This window comes from Bradyrhizobium sp. 482_C4_N1_8 (assembly GCF_052075965.1).
In the GTDB taxonomy this organism is placed as follows: Bacteria; Pseudomonadota; Alphaproteobacteria; order Rhizobiales; family Xanthobacteraceae; genus Bradyrhizobium; species Bradyrhizobium barranii.
This window is the reverse complement of the sequence record NZ_CP197231.1, coordinates 4153041-4169390: the sequence shown is the minus strand read 5'-3', so window position 1 is coordinate 4169390 and position 16350 is coordinate 4153041. Positions and strand designations below refer to the sequence as shown.

Genomic DNA, 16350 nt, shown 5'->3' with positions numbered 1-16350 from the left:
ATGTTGCAGCCCCGTTCGCGTTACTGCGGTTTCGCCGCCGGCTCTTCGGCGCGCTTGTCGATGACCCTGTCGACCAGGCCGAACTCCTTGGCGTCGTTCGCGGTGAGGAACTTGTCGCGTTCCAGCGCGTCCTCGATCGTCTTGTAGGTCTGGCCAGTGTGCTTCACGTAGATCTCGTTGAGCCGCTTCTTCAGGTTCAGGATTTCCTGCGCGTGCAGCATGATGTCGGTGGCCTGGCCCTGGAAGCCGCCGGAGGGCTGGTGCACCATGATGCGCGCGTTCGGCAGCGAGAAGCGCATGTCCTTCTCGCCGGCGCAGAGCAGCAGCGAGCCCATCGAGGCGGCCTGGCCCGTGCACAGCGTCGAGACCGGCGGGCGGATGAACTGCATGGTGTCGTAGATCGCGAGGCCCGACGTCACCACGCCGCCCGGCGAGTTGATGTACATCGAGATTTCCTTCTTCGGATTTTCCGCTTCAAGGAACAGGAGCTGCGCGACCACCAGCGTCGACATGCCGTCCTCGACCGGCCCGGTCAGGAAAATGATGCGCTCCTTCAACAGGCGCGAGAAGATGTCGTAGGCGCGCTCGCCACGGTTGGTCTGCTCGACCACCATGGGCACGAGGTTCATGTAGGTTTCAACCGGATCGCGCATGAGTCACCTAGGGTTTTAGGAGGCGGACATTGCCAGTCTTGGCTGCCAGTTTGGCTGGATTTGCCGGAAGGCCGATGGACGCCAGTGATGCAGGAAGTGGGTAGAGGTAGAACGCTTGGTATAAGACTTGGGTACAGGGCGTACCGACAGATATAGCCCAATTCGCGCCAGACAAGTGCGGAGCGAATTAAGGCTTAATCCACGGGGCACTTGAAGCTGATTCTCGCAAACAGGCCCAGCCAGCCAGTTGGCTAGCCGGGCCCCTTTGCTGATCATCCTTAATGGAAGGCTGTCCTAGAGCCCCGTTCCGATGGAATCGGAACGGAGCTCTAGATTCTAAGTTTGACGCGCTTTCTTTACGCGAACCGGTATCCACTTCGCTCGAAAACGCTCTAGAGCCTTCAGGCTGCGGTCTTTTCCGCGTCCTCGTCCTTGTACAGGTCCTCGCGCGAGACCTTCTTCTCGGTCACGTTGGCGAGCTCGAGGATGAAGTCGACGACCTTGTCCTCGTAGATCGGTGCACGAAGCTGGGCCAACGCCTGGGCGTTGTTGCGGTAATAGTCCCAGACTTCCTTCTCGCGACCCGGCATCGAGCGAGCGCGCTCGATCACGGCGCGGCCGACCTCGTCGTCGGTCACGGTGATCTTGTTCTTCTCGCCGATCTCGGACAGCACGAGGCCGAGCCGCACGCGGCGGTCTGCGATCTTGCGGTACTCGTCCTTGGCCTTGTCTTCGGTGGTATCCTCGTCCGCGAAGGTCTTGCCGGCCGAATCCATCTCGGCCTTGACCGAGTTCCACATCAGATTGAATTCCTCGTCGACGAGCGACGGCGGCGCTTCGAAGCGATGCGCCTCGTCGAGGCGGTCGAGCAGCGCTCGCTTGACACGCTGGCGCGTCGCGCCGGCAAACTCGGCAGCCAGACGCTCGCGCGCGGCTTCCTTCAGCTTGTCCAGCGATTCGAGGCCAAGCGTCTTGGCGAACTCGTCGTCGATCGCGACGTCCTGCGGCGCCTCGATCGAGGTCGCGGTGGTCTCGAACTCGGCCGGCTGGCCGGCGAGCTTGTCGTTCATGTAGTTCTTGGGGAACGACACTTTCAGCGTGCGCGTCTCGCCGGCGCCGATGCCGGTGAGCTGCTCCTCGAAACCGGGGATGAAGGTATTGGAACCGATCGCTACCTGGATGCCCTCGCCGGTGCCGCCCTCGAAGACTTCGCCGTTGATGGTGCCCTTGAAGTTGATGGTGACGCGGTCGCCCGACTCGGCCTTGGCGCCCTCGGCCTTGGCCGCATAGCCGCGGTTGCTGTCGGCGATGCGCTTGATGGCTTCGTCGACATCGGTGTCGGACACGTCGGCGACAGGCTTCTCGACCTGGAAGCTCTTGAAATCGGCGAGCGCAATCGCGGGCACCACTTCGATCGCGACCGTGTAGGTCAGATCGGTTTTTCCGTTGAGCAGCTCCTCGACCTCGGCCTGCTCTGTCGGCATGGTGATCTTCGGCTCGGTCGCGAGGCGGAAACCGCGGTCGGAGAACAGCTGCGTGTTGGTGTCGCGGATGGTCTGGTCGATGGTCTCGGCCATCACCGAGCGGCCATAGACCTTCTTCAGGTGAGCGACCGGCACCTTGCCGGGGCGGAAGCCGTTGATGCGGACCTTGTCCTTGAGATCGACGAGTTTGGCACCAGCCTTGGCGTCGAGATCAGACGCGGGAACGCTGATCTTGAACTCGTGCTTCAAACCTTCCGAGAGGGTTTCTGTGACCTGCATGGCGTCCAATCTTCTTCTCGCTCGGCCCCGGCACGCATGCGTCGGGACGCTGTCATTAATCGAACCGGCGCGAGGCAAGACGCCTCAACGCCGGTGGTTCATCGGACCACTTCCGCCGGAAACACTCCGTGAGGAAGCAGCCCTTCGGTAATCCGTGCAAACGCTGAAAGCGCTTGGTGCGGGCGGAGGGACTCGAACCCCCACAACTTTCGTCACTGGAACCTAAATCCAGCGCGTCTACCAGTTCCGCCACGCCCGCGTGAATTTGCATCAAGACCGGCCGCGATGCCGCGGGCGGCCGGGCTTATAGCATGTGCCTGACTGTTCGCAGCAAAAAAATGGCCCGATAGAGACAGGCTTTAAGTAGGCGCGACGGCTGGACTTATCCAGCGCTTCATGGTCCGCATCGAGCCATGAAAACGCGGATCTCTGACCCGACCCGGCGTGAGGTTTTGGCCGGACTTGGAGCTGGACTTGCAGCCCCCGCAGCCGGGTTGATCGCCGGCGGCGCGGCCCCCGCTGTCACCGCCCAGCTCGCCCTGCAGGCAAGGCCGGCAACCCTGGCGCTCAGGCCGGGTCAGCCGGCTACACCGATCTGGGAGCTGGCCGCCGTAAGCCATATCGGCAACGTCCGTCTCAAGCGAGGCGACCGCTGCGAGGTGGTCTTCCGGAACGACCTGCCTGTCCCGCTTGCGCCAGTCTGGTACGGCCTGAATGGCCCGGCCGGGGCCGACCCGTTGCGAGGGCGTACGCCGACTGCGCCGGATGTGACTGAAACCTCAATTGTTTCAATACCAAATGCAGGAACTTTGGCAGCCGACTTCCGCCTCTTCGAAGACGGTCTGAAGCTGCCCGCGCGCCCGCTTCCGATCATCGCCGGCGAGACAAATCGCGTCCCTGTCGACCGCGACGAGGTCCTGTTGATCGAGGAATGGCGCCTGCGGCCGGATGGGACCGCGCTTCCGCCCGGCCGCGCCCCCGGGGACGCGACACCGCTCTTTACCCTCAATGGACGGACTTCGTTCGAACTCTCAGCCACGGCCGGCGAGCGGCTGCGGCTGCGCTTTATCAACGGCTCGCAACGTTCTGTTCTGGCGATCAAATTGGAAGGCCACGAGGTCCAGGTGATGGCCCTGGACGGACAGCCGGCCGAGCCATTCCCGGCGCGCAACGGCGCCCTGGTGCTCGCCCCCGGCGCACGCGCCGACGCCTTCGTGGACGCGGCCACATCGGCCCCATTCCTGTTGCATGACGGCAAGGAGGCGCGCCAGGTCGGGAGCCTCACGATATCTGGCAAGCTCGAGCGGCGCGCGCCGCTGTTGCCGCCACAGCCGCTCCCCCTGAACGACCTCCCCGAGAAGCTCGACCTCAAAGGCGCCCTGCGGTTCGATGTCGCGCTCGGCGCGCCCGAGGCCGGCTGGGCACGGCCTGCAAGCTTCTCCGTCTCCTCCAATCCCGTCTTCCGCGCCAAGGCCGGCCGCACCGTCGTGCTGGCCCTCAAGAACCCCGGACCGGCCACGACCGTGTTTCAAATGCACGGCCATCATTTCCGCCTGCTCGACAAGCTCGACGACGGCTGGAAGCCCTATTGGCTCGACACGCTCGCAATCGAGCCCGGCCAGACCCAGCGCATCGCATTCGCGGCGACCTCACCCGGACGCTGGCTGATCGAATCCGTCGTGACCGACTGGGCCGCGCCGCGGCTGGTGCGCTGGTACGCGGTGGAGTGAGCGGCTACCGCCCCGTCCAGAGGTAGCGAGCGTCAGGCTCCCGCTCCTCGTTCCGCGCCCCGTCGGTCTGCTCAACCAGTGCGAACCCGCGCGCCTCATAGAAGCGCCGCGCCGGCGCGTTGCGCTCGAAGGTCCAGAGCTCCAGCTGGTCGCTGGCCCGCTTGACGACATCGAGGAGTTCTGTGCCGACGCCGCGCCCCTGGGCGGCGGGAAGCACATAGAGCTGCTCGACCCAACCTTCGCGGAAGGCGATGATCCCGCTCAGGACGCCATCATCGAACCGTCCCCACACACGGCACGTCGTGAAAACGCGCTCGCGGTAGAACCAGCTGTCCTCGTCAGGTGTGTGCAGCCCAACCAGCCACGGCATCGCCTGGTCAAACGCAATCCGATGGACCTGCGCGGCCTCGCCCATATCGGTGAGTGCGAGCTGCCTGAGCACTAATACTCCACCCCCAGCGCACTATAGATCCGCCGGTGCACGGCCGGCAGCGTCTCGGTCAGGTCCTCCGCGATCAGCCCCGGCCCAGCCTCGCTTGCCGCCTCGCCATGCATCCAGACGCCGATGCTGGCGGCCTCGAAGGCCGGAACGCCTTGCGCCAGGAGCCCTGCGATGATGCCGGCGAGCACATCGCCGGCGCCCGCGGTGGCGAGCCAGGGCGGCGCGTTGGCGGCGATGGTGGCGCGGCCGTCAGGGGCGGCGATCGTCGTGTCCGGCCCCTTCAGCAGCACGACCGCACCACAGCGCTCGGCCGCGGCGCGGACGCGCTCCAGCTTCGAGCGGCCCGGATGTTTGTTGCTGAGGTCGGAGAACAGGCGCGGAAATTCACCCTCGTGCGGCGTCAGCACCACCGCACTGTCCTCAGAGGACTTGATCGATTCAAACAGCCGCTCGGGGTTTGCGGCAAAGCTCGTCAGCGCATCCGCGTCCAGCACCAGATGCCGCTGCGCGTGAAGCGCCGTGTGGACCAGATCGCAGGTGCGATCGCCGACGCCCGCGCCGGGTCCGATCAGGCAGGTACTGTAGCGCTTGTCGCCGAGCAACGCGCCGAATTCGACCGCTGTGTCGCAGGCGCGAACCATCACCGCAGTCAGCGCGCTGGCATTGATCGCGAGCGCATCGCGCGGCGTTGCCAATGTCACAAGGCCCGCTCCGGCCCGCAAAGCCCCACGGGCGGCGAGCCGCGCCGCGCCGGTCGCGGCGGCATCGCCCGAGACCGCCAGCACGTGGCCCCGTGCGTATTTATGGCCGTCGATGCGCGGCACCGGAAAGGCGGTGCCCCAGAAATCCGGATCGTTCTCGAAGGTCCGCGGCGCGATCTCGTCCAGCACCTGTGCGTCGATGCCGATGTCGGCGACGCGCACGTGGCCGCAATGCATACGGCCGGGCAGCAGCAAATGCGCCGGCTTCTTGCGGAAGAAGGTGACGGTCTCGGTGGCGTTCACCGCCGCGCCCATCACAGCTGCGCTGGTGCCGTTGATGCCGCTCGGCAGGTCGACCGCGAGCACCGGGGCGCCGTTGGCGTTGATCGCTTCGATCATCGCATGCGCCTCGCCGTCGACCGGGCGACTGAGGCCCGCGCCGAACAGCGCATCGATGATCAGCGCGGGCTTTCCGATCGCCTGCGGATTGAACGGCAGCACCGGGTGCTTCCAGCCGCGCGCCGCGGAGGCCGCGTCACCCTGGAGCTGGTCGCGCTCGCACATCAGGATCACCGAGACGTCGCGCCCTTGCGCGGCGAGTTCGGCGGCTGCGACAAAACCGTCGCCGCCATTGTTGCCGGGACCGGCCACGATCAGGATCGGCCCCTCCTCCACCAGCGCATTGGCGGCCTCCGCGACCGCCTGTCCCGCGCTGAGCATCAGCTTGAAGCCGGGCGTGCCTGCCGCAATACTGAGCTGGTCGGCGCGCTGCATTTCAGCGTTGGTCAGAACTTCCATGCCACTTCCCTGGTCCAAACGCCTTTTCAACAGGCACGTTCCGTACAGACCCACCCGGCAGAACAACGATTTGCACAGATATTGAACCGATTGCCTATTTCGTAGTCTGCGGTATTTTGAGCCAGTCGGCTCCACCTATCAGAGATGCGCGTTAAAAGGCTGATAACGCTCCAATAATCAGGGCATTTGCAACTTGGCATAGACCCTGCTTTCGAGGAAGCCGCTTCGGTTCGTCGTGCTCACTGGCAATCTATCAGGGTGTGGCCGGCCGTTGTTGCCGGGTTGGTCAGGCATCCCGGCATAGCGAAGACAAGATCGTGCGTTAAGAAAAGCGCATCCTGACGAAGACGTTGCTATTTGATCGAAAGGCCGGGAGGCGCGCAGTGAAGAAAATCGAAGCCATCATCAAGCCATTCAAGCTCGACGAGGTGAAGGAAGCGCTTCAGGAAGTCGGCCTGCAAGGCATCACCGTGACCGAGGCCAAGGGCTTTGGCCGGCAGAAGGGCCACGCCGAGCTTTACCGCGGCGCAGAATACATCGTCGATTTCCTCCCCAAGGTGAAGATCGAGATCGTGATCGGCGACGATCTGGTCGAGCGCGCCATCGACGCGATCCGCCGCGCCGCGCAGACCGGGCGCATCGGCGACGGCAAGATTTTCGTCTCCAATATCGAAGAGGCGATCCGCATCCGGACCGGCGAATCCGGGCTGGACGCTATCTGAGCCGGGTGCTATCCCGCATTTTGCGACACTCCGACAAGAAAAAGGCTGCTTCGGCGGCCTGATTTTGTTTGTGCGCTCGCGCGCGAACTCGCCAAAAGCGAGAACAATCTTGCTCACCTGGAAACCGACCCGCAGAGCCAAAAGGGGTATGCATGAAGACCGCCAAAGACGTCCTGAAATCGATCAAGGACAACGACGTCAAATACGTCGACCTGCGCTTCACCGATCCGCGCGGCAAGTGGCAGCACGTGACGTTCGACATCAGCATGATCGATGAGGACATTTTCGCCGAAGGGACGATGTTCGACGGCTCCTCGATCGCCGGCTGGAAGGCGATCAACGAGTCCGACATGTGCCTGATGCCGGATCCGGTGACCGCGACGATCGACCCGTTCTTCGCCGAGACCACCATGGTCATCACCTGCGACGTGCTCGAGCCGACCACCGGCGAGCCCTACAACCGCGACCCCCGCGGCATCGCCAAGAAGGCCGAGGCCATGGTGAAGTCGATGGGCGTGGGCGACAGCGTGTTCGTCGGCCCCGAAGCCGAGTTCTTCGTGTTCGACGACGTGCGCTTCTCCGCCAACCCCTACAACACCGGCTTCCGTCTCGACTCCTCGGAGCTGCCGACCAACTCCGACACCGAATATGAAGGCGGCAATCTCGGCCACCGCGTCCGCACCAAGGGCGGCTACTTCCCGGTGCCGCCGCAGGACTCCGTGCAGGACATGCGCTCCGAAATGCTCGGCGCCATGGCCAAGATGGGCGTCAAGGTCGAGAAGCATCACCACGAAGTCGCGTCCGCCCAGCACGAGCTCGGCATGAAGTTCGACACGCTGACGCTGATGGCCGACCACATGCAGATCTACAAGTACTGCATCCACCAGGTCGCGCACATCTACGGCAAGACCGCCACCTTCATGCCGAAGCCGGTCTATGGCGACAACGGCTCGGGCATGCACGTGCACCAGTCGATCTGGAAGGACGGCAAGCCGGTGTTCGCCGGCAACAAGTACGCCGACCTGTCGGAGACCTGCCTTCACTACATCGGCGGCATCATCAAGCACGCCAAGGCGATCAACGCCTTCACCAACCCGTCGACCAACTCCTACAAGCGTCTGGTCCCGGGCTATGAGGCTCCCGTGCTGCTCGCCTACTCCGCGCGCAACCGCTCGGCCTCCTGCCGCATCCCCTACACCGCTTCGCCGAAGGCCAAGCGTGTCGAGGTGCGCTTCCCCGATCCGCTCGCCAATCCCTATCTCGGCTTCGCCGCGATGCTGATGGCCGGCCTCGACGGCATCAAGAACAAGATCGATCCGGGTCCGGCGATGGACAAGGACCTCTACGACCTGCCGAAGGAAGAGCTGAAGCAGATCCCGACGGTGTGCGGCTCGCTCCGCGAGGCGCTCGAAAACCTCGACAAGGACCGCGGCTTCCTCAAGAACGGCGGCGTGTTCGACGACGACTTCATCGACAGCTACATCGAGCTGAAGATGACCGAGGTCGAGCGCTTCGAAATGACCCCGCACCCGGTCGAGTTCGACATGTACTATTCGGGCTAAGCGGCCCAAACTCTCTGCGACAAGCAAAAGGCGCTCCGCGAGGAGCGCCTTTTCGTTTTGGGGAGTCGCAGGGTGGATTACGCTAACCCTCCCTGCAGGACACGACGCGCCCAATCACCACGTTGCAGTGAAGGCGCGCTGGAGCTCGGCCGGAGCCGTAACCCCGCCCGCGATCAGCAATTGAGTGAGAACACGGGCCTTCTGCGGATTGAGGTCCTCGGACACGACGAACCCGTTCTTGTCGTCGTCAACCTCGACATTCCGGGTGACGAAGCCGGATCGAACCCGCGTGGAGCGGACGACGATGATGCCCTTCTTCGCCGCCGCTTCGAGCGCATCGAGGGCCTGCTTCGACGTGTTGCCGTCGCCGACGCCGGCCAGCACGATGCCCTTGGCGCCGTGGGAAATGGCGTCCTCGATCGGAACGGCGTCCATGTTGGCATGCGAGTAGACGATCTCGACGCGCGGCAATTGCTCGCCTGCCGGGAGCGGATAGGTCGTGCGCTTGCCGGCGGCCTGGGTCATGAAACGGATGCCGCCGGCGGTGTCGACATAGCCGATCGGGCCGTCATTGGGGGAGCTGAACGTCTCGATGCTCGTGGTGTTGGTCTTGGTGATCGAGCGGGCGCTTTGGATCTTGTCGTTCAGCACGGCCATCACGCCGCGGCCGCGAGAGCGCGGATCGGCCGCCACCTGCACCGCTTCGTACAGATTGCCGGGGCCGTCCGCACTCACCGCCGTGGCCGGACGCATCGAACCGACGATCACCACCGGCTTGTCGCCGCGCACGACATTGTCGAGAAAGAACGCGGTCTCCTCGAGCGTATCCGTGCCGTGGGTGATGAGGATTCCATCGGCTTCATTCTTGTCGAAGGCGTCCTGGATGCGGCGGGCCAGGGCAAACCAGACCTTGTCGTTCATGTCCTGGGATCCGATCGACGAAATCTGCTCAGCGTTCAGCTTCGCGAGCTTGTCCAGGCCCGGTACCGACTGCATCAACTGCTCCCCGGTGATCTGGCCGGATTTGTACGCGCCGGTCGCGCGCGTGTCGGCCTGGCCTGCGATGGTGCCTCCCGTCGCAAGCACGAGAATGCGCGGCAGGCCGGCCGCCGTCGCGTCCTTGCCCGGCTCTGCGGCCTGCGCCGCATCGATCCTCCACGACCAAAGTGCGAGGGCGACCAGCGGAACGGTGAGCATCAATGTCCGATTTCGGCGGCGGCTTGCTGGTCTGGCGGCATGCTTCGTCATCGAATTTTCCTCCCGTTTAAGTTGGGAACGATATTCGACACCTCCATTTGGGCCGAAGATGGGTCATCCTGCCGCTGATGGCTACGGGTTGTCGCGCCGCGGCACAAAATGGTCGAGCAGCCCCGTCGGCAGCGGAAAGACGATGGTCGAGGACCGTTCGCCCGCGATGTCGTGCAGGGCCGCGAAATAACGTAGTTGCATCGCCTGAGGCTCCTGCGCGAGAATCCGGCCGGCCTCGACGAGCTTTTCGGCAGCCTGCTGCTCGCCCATCGCATTGATCACCTTGGCCCGCCGCAACCGCTCAGCCTCGGCCTGTTTGGCAATCGCGCGCACCATGGTTTCATTGAGATCGACGTCCTTGATCTCTATGCCGGTGACCTTGATGCCCCAGACGTCGGTCTGCTTGTCGAGGATCTCCTGGATGTCCGCGTTCAACCTGTCGCGCTCGGCGAGCATCTCGTCGAGCTCGTGCTTGCCGAGCACCGAGCGCAAGGTCGTCTGGGCGAGCTGGCTGGTCGCGGCCATGTAGTCGCCGACCTTGATGATGGCCCGTTCGGGGTCGACGATGCGGAAGTACAGAACGGCGTTGACCTTGACGGAGACGTTGTCCCGCGAAATCACGTCCTGCGGCGGCACGACCTGCACCATCACCCGCAGATCCACCTTCACCAGTTGCTGCACGATCGGAATGAGGATGATGAGGCCCGGGCCCTTCACGCCGGTAAAGCGGCCGAGCGTAAAGATGACGCCACGCTCGTATTCGCGCAGGATTCGAATAGCCTGGGACAGGAACATGATGACGAGCAACGCAAGCGCCGCATAGGTCAGATATTCCAGCATCATGATGTACCTCCCTCGCCTGTTGGTGCGCGCCGTATCAGCAGCGTCAGGTCGACGATGTTGGCGACTTCGACCGTCTCTCCGGGCTTGAACGTTTCGGCGCCGCGCGCCTGCCAGCGCTCACCATGGGCGAAGACATGACCTTCGTTCCCATTCCAGTCGAGAACCTCGGCGGGCAAGCCTCGCATGGCCTGCGCGCCGACCAGTGCAGGAGCCCTGCCGACGCGCCGAAGCGAACCGAGCACGACGAGCGCAAAGCCGGCGAACACTGCTGCGGTGATGCCGATCACCCACCACGACAGGTGGTAGCCCGGCGCCTCGCCCCTGAAAAGCATCAGCGCTCCCAGCACGAACGCGATGATCCCTCCGAGCCCGATCACCACGGTCGGGTTGAAGGCTTCGATGGTGAGAAGCACGAGTCCAACCAACATCAGGGCGAGGCCGGCATAATTGATCGGCAGCAGATTGAGCGCATAGAGGCCGATCAGCAGGCAGATCGCGCCGACGACTCCGGGGGCGACGGCTCCAGGAGACATGAACTCGAAGATCAAGCCGTAGATGCCGACCATCAGGAGAATGAACGCCACGTTCGGATCGGTGATCACCGCCAGGAAGCGGGATATCGGTCCGGGATCGATGGCTTCGACGACGGCATCCTTTGTCACCAGGCGTTGCGTCTTGCCGCCTGCGACCTCGACCACGCGACCATCGATCTGCCTCAGCAATTCAGCCTGATCGCGCGCGACGAGATCGATGGCATGAGCCTCTAGCGCGGCGTTCGCAGAGAGCGTGGCAGCCTCACGGACCGCCTTCTCCGCCCAGTCCACATTGCGGTTGCGCAGCTCCGCAAGACTGCGGATGAAGGCAACCGCATCATTGGTCGCCTTGGCCGTCATGGCATCCTTGGGCTGATCCTTGGACTCGCTCTGCTGGTCACCGTCCTTCTTGTCCTTGCCGCCCTTGTCCGCCGGTCCGCTCGGAAGACCCGGCAGCGGCCCGCCGATCTGCACCGGCGTCGCGGCGCCAATATTGGTGCCCGGCGCCATCGCCGCGATGTGGGTCGCATAAAGGATATAGGTCCCCGCGCTCGCCGCGTGGGCGCCGGATGGCGCGACGTAACCGACGACAGGGATCGGCGAGGCCAGCACATCCGCGATGATCTCGCGCATGCTGGAATTGAGGCCGCCGGGCGTGTTCAGTCTCAGAAGCACGACCTCGGCACGCCGTTCGCTTGCCTTGGCCAAAGCCTCCTTGACGTAGCTGGCCGACGCAGGGCCGATGGCTCCGTCGATCGAAACGACCAATGCAAGACGGCCGTTCTCCTCCGCTGAGCTGGGAAGGAGGCAGCAGATCAAAGCCACGACGCCAATCGCCGCAACGAGGGCCGCCTTCATGGTCTGCACGGCAGGGCTCCCTTGCAGAGCATATGGTGCGCGTCTTGCGAACCTCAATGCGGCCGCATGCGGGCCATGGTCGTGATTGTGATTGTGCGATGCAATGGAAATCGCCCCGCAGATCGATTGAGCACAGGGCGGTGGCGAACCATGCCTTTGGCTGGTCCGCCCGCGCACGCTGTGCTGCTACGGCCGTGGGACCCGCACGCCATCCGCGCCGATCGTGCCGAACATGCCGGCGATGATCTCAGGCGTCGGCTGCATGCCGCCCAGCGACCAGTGCGCCGGCTCCTGCTCCTCGATCCTGACCCAGACGTTGCGGCGGAAGTCCGGATTGCCCTGCCCTTCGACCTCGACCAGGAGATCGGTGACGCGTTCGAGCAAGGTCTTCTTTTGCCCGGCATCCAGGATGCCGCGGACGGTGGAAATGGTGACGTAAGGCATGTCTCTCTCCAATGATGTCGTGTGACGACGGCACGAGACTGGACCTGACGGCGCCGGCAAGGCAGTGGCGGATGAGACAGAGATCGGGCAATTTCCGCCACGCAGCCCCGCGCCGATCGGCTAGGATCGCCGCGCCTGTCCTGGAGGTCTCATGAAGCTCGCAATTCTGGCGCTGGAAGGCTGTATGCATTCGGCGATCGCCGGGGTCGCCGACATCCTGTCGCTCGCCAATCACGTGATGCAGCAGAGCGGTGCGAAAACGCGCTTCGCCTGGGAGGTGCTTTCGCTCGACGGCAAGCCGGTGCGCGCCGGCGGCGGCCAGATGGTCGCCGTCGATGGCGCGGTCGGCAAACGCGGTCGCTTCGACGCGATCATCGTCCCCGGCAACCTCGTCGATCACGTCACGGCGGAACGCCTGCAACCGCAATATGCCCGCGCCGGCGCCTGGCTTCGGCAGCAGCATGCGAGCGGCCGGCTGATCGGCGCGTTCTGCAGCGGCGTGTTCCTGCTTGCAGGCAGCGGCCTGCTCGACCACCGCCGCGCCACCATCACCTGGTGGCTGCAAGGCGAGCTGCGGCAGCGCCATCCCACCATCGACCTCGCCGCCGACGCCGTCATCACGGTCGCGGACCGCATCGTCTGCGCGGCCGGACCGATGTCGTGGGTCGACCTCCTGCTCAGGCTGATCGAGATGGTCGACGGCAAGGCGATTGCAAAGCTCTGCGCGGACTACGTCGTCATCGACACCGCGCAACGCACCCAGTCGATCTTCATGCCCGTCGGCTATTTGCTGTCGCAGGACCCGCTGCTGACCCGGGCCGACCTGCTGGTTCGCCGCACCGGCAAGAGCCCGATGACGGTCAAGCGCCTCGCCGATGCGCTCGGCCTCAGCGAGCGCACGCTGAACCGGAAGTTCCAGGAGCTCACGCGCGAGCCGCCGCAAGCCTTCATCATGCGCCGCCGCGTCGAGCATGCGCGCACGCTGCTGGAGACGACCGCGCAGCCGATCAAGACCATCGCACGCACGGCCGGCTATGAGGACGAGAGCAGCTTTCGCAAGGCCTTCCGCAAGCTCACCCTGATGTCGCCGCAGGCCTATCGCGCGCGACGGATGGAGCGGACGGCGTAAGCTGCGAAACCAAGGCGCCGTTCAGTCGAGGGCTGCGAGCGAGCTTCTTGCTACGCCGCCGCGCGCTGGCGTACGACCATCGCCTCGCCGAACGCCTCGAACAGCTTGCGGTTGATCGGATTGCGCTGCGGGTCGTATTCGGCGTGCCATTGTACGCCGAGCGCGAAGGTCGGGGCTTCCGCGATGCGGATCGCCTCGATGGTGCCGTCCTCGGCGATGCCTTCGATCAGCACGCGCTTGCCGGGGTCGAGAATGCCCTGGCCGTGCAGCGAATTGACCCTGATCTTCTCGCAGCCGAGCAGCCGCGCGAAGGCGCCTCCGGGCGTGAGGTCGACATCGTGACGGTCGGCGAACACCACGGTTGGATCAGGGTGAATCTCGCCGTTCTCGAGCCTGGGCATGCGGTGGTTCATGCGGCCGGGGATTTCGCGGATCTCCGGATGCAGCGAGCCGCCGAAGGCGACGTTCATCTCCTGGAGGCCGCGGCAGATTCCGAACAGCGGAATGCCGCGGGACACGCAAGCGACCGAGAGCGCCAGTGCCACCTCGTCGCGGTGGATGTCGTAGGGCTCGTGCCGCTCGCACGGGTCGACATTGAAACGGGTCGGATGGACGTTGGCGCGGGCGCCGGTAAGCACGATCCCGTCGACCACATCGAGCAGCGCGCCGATATCGGTGATGTCGGGCGCTCCCGCAAACATCATCGGCAGGCCGCCGGAAACCTCGGCCACAGCGCGCAAATTGCGCTCGCCGACCATCTGGACCTGAAATCGATTTTCGACGCGATGGGCGTTCCCGATCACGCCGACGACCGGCTTTCTCATCTCCCGTTCCGACCTCCCGCGTAAGAAGATTCTCCAAACATGCCCTTGGGATGGAACAAATTCAACAGAAGGGATCGCGGGACGGCAATGCTATTTTCGCGCAAATGCCTCCCGGGCCTCGGTTGTCCCCACGACGGGCAGGCCGGCGGCCTTCAGCGCGGTTGCCGCCGGATCGTCCGGCGTGGCCAGCCAGGGCAATTTCGCCTCGATTCCGCGCGTCACGGGCTCCCCCAGCACCCCGCCGAAATCGATCGGCCAAAACCCGTTGGGCACCACCTCGACGGTGAGGGCACGGACGGCGTAGCCATCGCCCAGAACCGCATCCGCATGGTCGCCGGCGACAAGGCGCGCGGTCTGGGGATCTCGGGGATCGCCAAAGCTCACGAGCACGGGGATCAACTCCCCCTGCACCGGGACAATGCCGGCCTGCCGGCTGATGTCGTTGAACGAGACGCGGTTGCCGCGCGCGGCGCCATAGGCACGGAGCGCGACATAGTTGATGTCGTCGAGGTCGAGCTTGCCGCCCTGCTGATGCGCCAGCAATGCCACCAGGTTCTTGCCTTTGCCGCCGTCTTGGCCGAGATCGACGAACACGGCCTCCCCGCGCATCGTGGTGCGGCCGCCGCGGTTATAGTTGCGGTCAGGCACGACGGCGAGAACACCGGACCCCGTCTTGATCCCGTCAGGCGTCGTCACCTCAACCGTGAGGCGGTATTTGTGGCTGGGCCGGTTGATCCGGATCTGGTCACCGATCACGATCACGGCCAGAAGCCCGAGCAGACCGGCCCACTTGCTGATGAAACTCAAGCGCCCCCCACCTGTTTTCTCCTCATCGCTCTGCACCGTTCGCGCGACAGCGTCAAACCAGCGCGTTGACGCGGTCTTGATCGAAAGCGCGTTTGCCGAAAGAGTGCCCCGCCCGCAGCCGCCGAAAAGGACATGATGTGACCATCCTCGCAGACCAACGCCCCACGACCCGCACCGATCTGGCTTGGGCAATTTCGGTCGGCGGCATCGGTGTCGTGCTGTTCACGGCGATGCTGGTCTTCACCTGGTATTTTGCGACCACGCTGCTGCTGATCTTCACCGGCATGCTGCTCGGCGTCGGCCTCAACGCGCTGACCAACGCGCTCGGCCGCCGCGTGCACCTGCCGCATCCGGTCCGGCTCGCGATCGTCTGCGTCGTGCTTGCGGTGCTGCTCGCGGGCGTCGCCTATCTCGGCGGCGCCACCATCGCCGAGCAGGCCTCGCTGCTGAGCAAGACCATCAAGTCGCAGATCGGCAACGTGAAGACCTTCCTGGACAACCACGGGATCGACACCAGCTTCTTCGATCTCGGCAGCGCTGCGTCTGACGCTTCGGCCAATCCACCATCGGACTCGACACCCTCGCCAGCAGCACCCCCGCGCGGTTCCTTGCCCGGCGCCGGCGCGCTGGCCTCCAGCGGTGGCGCGATCGTGAGCCAGACCTTCAAGCTCCTGCTCGGCACCATCCACGGCGTGGGAAACATCTTCATCGTGCTGTTCCTGGGGCTGTCCTTCGCCGCCCAGCCCGGCGTCTACCACGACGGCCTGTTGTTCCTGGCGCCGGCGAGGCATCGCACCCGCGTCACCCTGATCATCGACGGCATCAGCGAGACGCTGGAACGCTGGCTGATCGCGCAGATCGTCGTGATGATCGCGGTTGGCATCGTGACCTGGATCGGGCTAGCCATCATCGGCATCCCCGGCTCGTTCATCCTGGGGATTCAGGCGGGCCTGCTCGCCTTCATTCCGACCGTCGGCGCCATCATTGCCGGCGTCGTCGTGGTGCTCGCGAGCCTCGCCTCGGGCTGGATTCCGGCGCTGTCGGCCTTCCTCCTCTTCATGGGCGTGCACGCGATGGAGAGCTATGTGCTGACGCCGATCCTGCAGCGGCAGGCGCTCGACATCCCGCCGGCCACGCTGTTCGCGTTCCAGATCCTGCTCGGCGTCGTGTTCGGCATCTGGGGCCTGGCGCTGGCGCTCCCACTGGTCGCCATCGCCAAGGTCATGATCGACCATTTCAAGACGTACGAGGCGCCGCCCCTGGCAGCATGATCCGGAAAAGTGCGCAGCGGTT

15 protein-coding genes and 1 tRNA gene are annotated in these 16350 nt (G+C 64.6%); 5 read left to right on the top strand and 11 right to left on the bottom strand.

What is annotated here, in order from left to right:
- Nucleotides 1-20: 20 nt before the first annotated feature.
- The 3 genes from AB7Z56_RS19885 to AB7Z56_RS19875 all read right to left on the bottom strand — a co-directional run bounded on the left by AB7Z56_RS19885 (nt 21) and on the right by AB7Z56_RS19875 (nt 2675).
- Nucleotides 21-653 carry an ATP-dependent Clp protease proteolytic subunit gene (locus AB7Z56_RS19885; protein ID WP_063982958.1) on the bottom strand — a complete coding sequence of 211 codons (633 nt, stop codon included), beginning with the start codon at nt 651-653 and terminating at the stop codon, nt 21-23.
- Between the two features lie 401 nt (nt 654-1054).
- A complete protein-coding gene (gene tig / locus AB7Z56_RS19880) occupies nt 1055-2416 on the bottom strand; it encodes a trigger factor (RefSeq protein WP_354131590.1) in 1362 nt (453 codons plus the stop codon).
- 174 nt (nt 2417-2590) lie between these two features.
- Nucleotides 2591-2675: transfer RNA gene (locus tag AB7Z56_RS19875), tRNA-Leu, on the bottom strand.
- 154 nt (nt 2676-2829) lie between these two features.
- Here AB7Z56_RS19875 and AB7Z56_RS19870 point away from each other — a divergent pair.
- A complete protein-coding gene (locus tag AB7Z56_RS19870) occupies nt 2830-4146 on the top strand; it encodes a multicopper oxidase domain-containing protein (protein WP_354131591.1) in 1317 nt (438 codons plus the stop codon).
- A 4-nt stretch (nt 4147-4150) separates the two neighbouring features.
- On the opposite strand, the gene AB7Z56_RS19865 is transcribed toward AB7Z56_RS19870, so the two are convergent.
- Nucleotides 4151-4588 (bottom strand): GNAT family N-acetyltransferase, encoded by a 438-nt coding sequence (locus tag AB7Z56_RS19865; protein ID WP_354131592.1) that lies wholly within the window; start codon nt 4586-4588, stop codon nt 4151-4153.
- The gene (locus tag AB7Z56_RS19860) at nt 4588-6087 is read right to left on the bottom strand and encodes an NAD(P)H-hydrate dehydratase (RefSeq protein WP_354131593.1); all 1500 of its coding nucleotides are present in this window, start codon (nt 6085-6087) and stop codon (nt 4588-4590) included. Before AB7Z56_RS19860 ends, AB7Z56_RS19865 begins: the two co-directional genes overlap by 1 nt.
- Nucleotides 6088-6470: 383 nt before the next feature.
- Between AB7Z56_RS19860 and AB7Z56_RS19855 the strand changes: the two genes are divergently transcribed.
- A complete protein-coding gene (locus AB7Z56_RS19855) occupies nt 6471-6809 on the top strand; it encodes a P-II family nitrogen regulator (protein ID WP_007603495.1) in 339 nt (112 codons plus the stop codon).
- A gap of 152 nt (nt 6810-6961) precedes the next feature.
- Entirely contained in the window at nt 6962-8371 is a 1410-nt protein-coding gene (glnA, locus tag AB7Z56_RS19850; protein WP_063982953.1) for a type I glutamate--ammonia ligase, read from the top strand.
- A 114-nt stretch (nt 8372-8485) separates the two neighbouring features.
- Here the strand turns inward: glnA and AB7Z56_RS19845 are convergent, their stop codons facing one another.
- The 4 genes from AB7Z56_RS19845 to AB7Z56_RS19830 form a co-directional block, all read right to left on the bottom strand.
- Nucleotides 8486-9619, bottom strand: a complete 1134-nt coding sequence (locus tag AB7Z56_RS19845; RefSeq protein WP_354131594.1) for an asparaginase — start codon at nt 9617-9619, stop codon at nt 8486-8488.
- Between the two features lie 81 nt (nt 9620-9700).
- Complete coding sequence (locus AB7Z56_RS19840; protein WP_063982951.1) at nt 9701-10462, bottom strand: slipin family protein; 762 nt, start codon at nt 10460-10462, stop codon at nt 9701-9703.
- Nucleotides 10459-11862, bottom strand: coding sequence for an NfeD family protein (locus tag AB7Z56_RS19835; protein ID WP_063982950.1), 1404 nt, complete (start codon nt 11860-11862; stop codon nt 10459-10461). The genes AB7Z56_RS19840 and AB7Z56_RS19835 overlap by 4 nt, the downstream gene beginning before the upstream one ends.
- 177 nt (nt 11863-12039) lie before the next feature.
- Nucleotides 12040-12297 (bottom strand): tautomerase family protein, encoded by a 258-nt coding sequence (locus AB7Z56_RS19830; RefSeq protein ID WP_014494824.1) that lies wholly within the window; start codon nt 12295-12297, stop codon nt 12040-12042.
- A gap of 151 nt (nt 12298-12448) precedes the next feature.
- Here AB7Z56_RS19830 and AB7Z56_RS19825 point away from each other — a divergent pair, with 151 nt between their 5' ends.
- Nucleotides 12449-13426 carry a GlxA family transcriptional regulator gene (locus AB7Z56_RS19825; RefSeq protein ID WP_063982949.1) on the top strand — a complete coding sequence of 326 codons (978 nt, stop codon included), beginning with the start codon at nt 12449-12451 and terminating at the stop codon, nt 13424-13426.
- A gap of 50 nt (nt 13427-13476) precedes the next feature.
- On the opposite strand, the gene AB7Z56_RS19820 is transcribed toward AB7Z56_RS19825, so the two are convergent.
- Nucleotides 13477-14250, bottom strand: coding sequence for a gamma-glutamyl-gamma-aminobutyrate hydrolase family protein (locus tag AB7Z56_RS19820; RefSeq protein ID WP_354131595.1), 774 nt, complete (start codon nt 14248-14250; stop codon nt 13477-13479).
- A gap of 90 nt (nt 14251-14340) precedes the next feature.
- On the bottom strand, nt 14341-15057 hold the full coding sequence (locus AB7Z56_RS19815) for a hypothetical protein (RefSeq protein WP_063982947.1): 717 nt from the start codon (nt 15055-15057) through the stop codon (nt 14341-14343).
- Nucleotides 15058-15194: 137 nt separating this feature from the next.
- Between AB7Z56_RS19815 and AB7Z56_RS19810 the strand changes: the two genes are divergently transcribed.
- Entirely contained in the window at nt 15195-16328 is a 1134-nt protein-coding gene (locus AB7Z56_RS19810) for an AI-2E family transporter (protein WP_135215989.1), read from the top strand.
- Nucleotides 16329-16350: the final 22 nt, after the last annotated feature.

Bases quoted from the DNA above. Each gene is read 5' to 3' on its own strand.
- AB7Z56_RS19885 (WP_063982958.1), bottom strand. From the start codon at position 653: ATGCGCGATCCGGTTGAAACCTACATGAACCTCGTGCCCATGGTGGTC.
- tig (WP_354131590.1), bottom strand. From the start codon at position 2,416: ATGCAGGTCACAGAAACCCTCTCGGAAGGTTTGAAGCACGAGTTCAAG.
- AB7Z56_RS19870 (WP_354131591.1), top strand. From the start codon at position 2,830: ATGAAAACGCGGATCTCTGACCCGACCCGGCGTGAGGTTTTGGCCGGA.
- AB7Z56_RS19860 (WP_354131593.1), bottom strand. From the start codon at position 6,087: ATGGAAGTTCTGACCAACGCTGAAATGCAGCGCGCCGACCAGCTCAGT.
- glnA (WP_063982953.1), top strand. From the start codon at position 6,962: ATGAAGACCGCCAAAGACGTCCTGAAATCGATCAAGGACAACGACGTC.
- AB7Z56_RS19845 (WP_354131594.1), bottom strand. From the start codon at position 9,619: ATGACGAAGCATGCCGCCAGACCAGCAAGCCGCCGCCGAAATCGGACA.
- AB7Z56_RS19840 (WP_063982951.1), bottom strand. From the start codon at position 10,462: ATGATGCTGGAATATCTGACCTATGCGGCGCTTGCGTTGCTCGTCATC.
- AB7Z56_RS19830 (WP_014494824.1), bottom strand. From the start codon at position 12,297: ATGCCTTACGTCACCATTTCCACCGTCCGCGGCATCCTGGATGCCGGG.
- AB7Z56_RS19825 (WP_063982949.1), top strand. From the start codon at position 12,449: ATGAAGCTCGCAATTCTGGCGCTGGAAGGCTGTATGCATTCGGCGATC.
- AB7Z56_RS19820 (WP_354131595.1), bottom strand. From the start codon at position 14,250: ATGAGAAAGCCGGTCGTCGGCGTGATCGGGAACGCCCATCGCGTCGAA.